This window comes from Falsiporphyromonas endometrii, assembly GCF_042654485.1.
Taxonomy (GTDB): Bacteria; Bacteroidota; Bacteroidia; order Bacteroidales; family Porphyromonadaceae; genus Porphyromonas; species Porphyromonas endometrii.
Genome location: NZ_JBHSGO010000057.1, coordinates 1 through 610, shown reverse-complemented (window position 1 = coordinate 610; position 610 = coordinate 1). Strand labels below are relative to the sequence as shown.

The 610-nt window shown below is 32.8% G+C and carries 1 protein-coding gene; it reads left to right on the top strand.

Annotation, left to right across the window (positions count from 1 at the left end):
- The first annotated feature begins 237 nt into the window (after nucleotides 1-237).
- Nucleotides 238-525: a hypothetical protein gene (locus ACFO3G_RS03195; protein WP_380077937.1), complete on the top strand. Its 288-nt coding sequence runs from the start codon at nucleotides 238-240 to the stop codon at nucleotides 523-525.
- Nucleotides 526-610: the final 85 nt, after the last annotated feature.

Below are 610 nucleotides of genomic sequence, written 5' to 3'. Positions count from 1 at the left end.
TTGCTCCATAACTTTAATTGTTTGATAATCATAAAGTTACAAATAATAAATCAACTAACCTACTGATATTCAATATATTAACACCTTGTATAAGATTGTTTTTCAATTAAATTTAAACAGCTTCTCACAAGTGACGGACATAAGGCTGTACCGAGCAACAACGAATTTATACCATTCAACCAACCGGCACAAGACTTTAGATTTACAAAAGATAAAAACACTACGATTGATGATTTTATGTACAATCAAAAGCTCCATATCTCAGCTAATCTGATTGAATGGTGGAGAGTAGGAAGACATAGACCGTACAATCCTGTAAATATGGATATTAGCATCAACAATCTTCTTAAGATTTATAATTCGCCTGATAAGTCATTCATTATTGATACACAATCTGATGGACATACCTGTGGCGTAAAGATTGTTGTAGATGACATCAAATTTTTTGCACCCGACGGACAAGCTGTACAGATGAAAAAAATCAATTATTGCTGTCCGATAAAAATATCACAAAACAAAAAATAAGGGGCTGAACTTCCTTCACAGGAATCAGCCCCAATTGTCTTATCTTTATCATAGAAACTTACAAGAAAGACAATGCACAAAAGTA

Bases quoted from the DNA above. Each gene is read 5' to 3' on its own strand.
- ACFO3G_RS03195 (WP_380077937.1), top strand. From the start codon at position 238: ATGTACAATCAAAAGCTCCATATCTCAGCTAATCTGATTGAATGGTGG.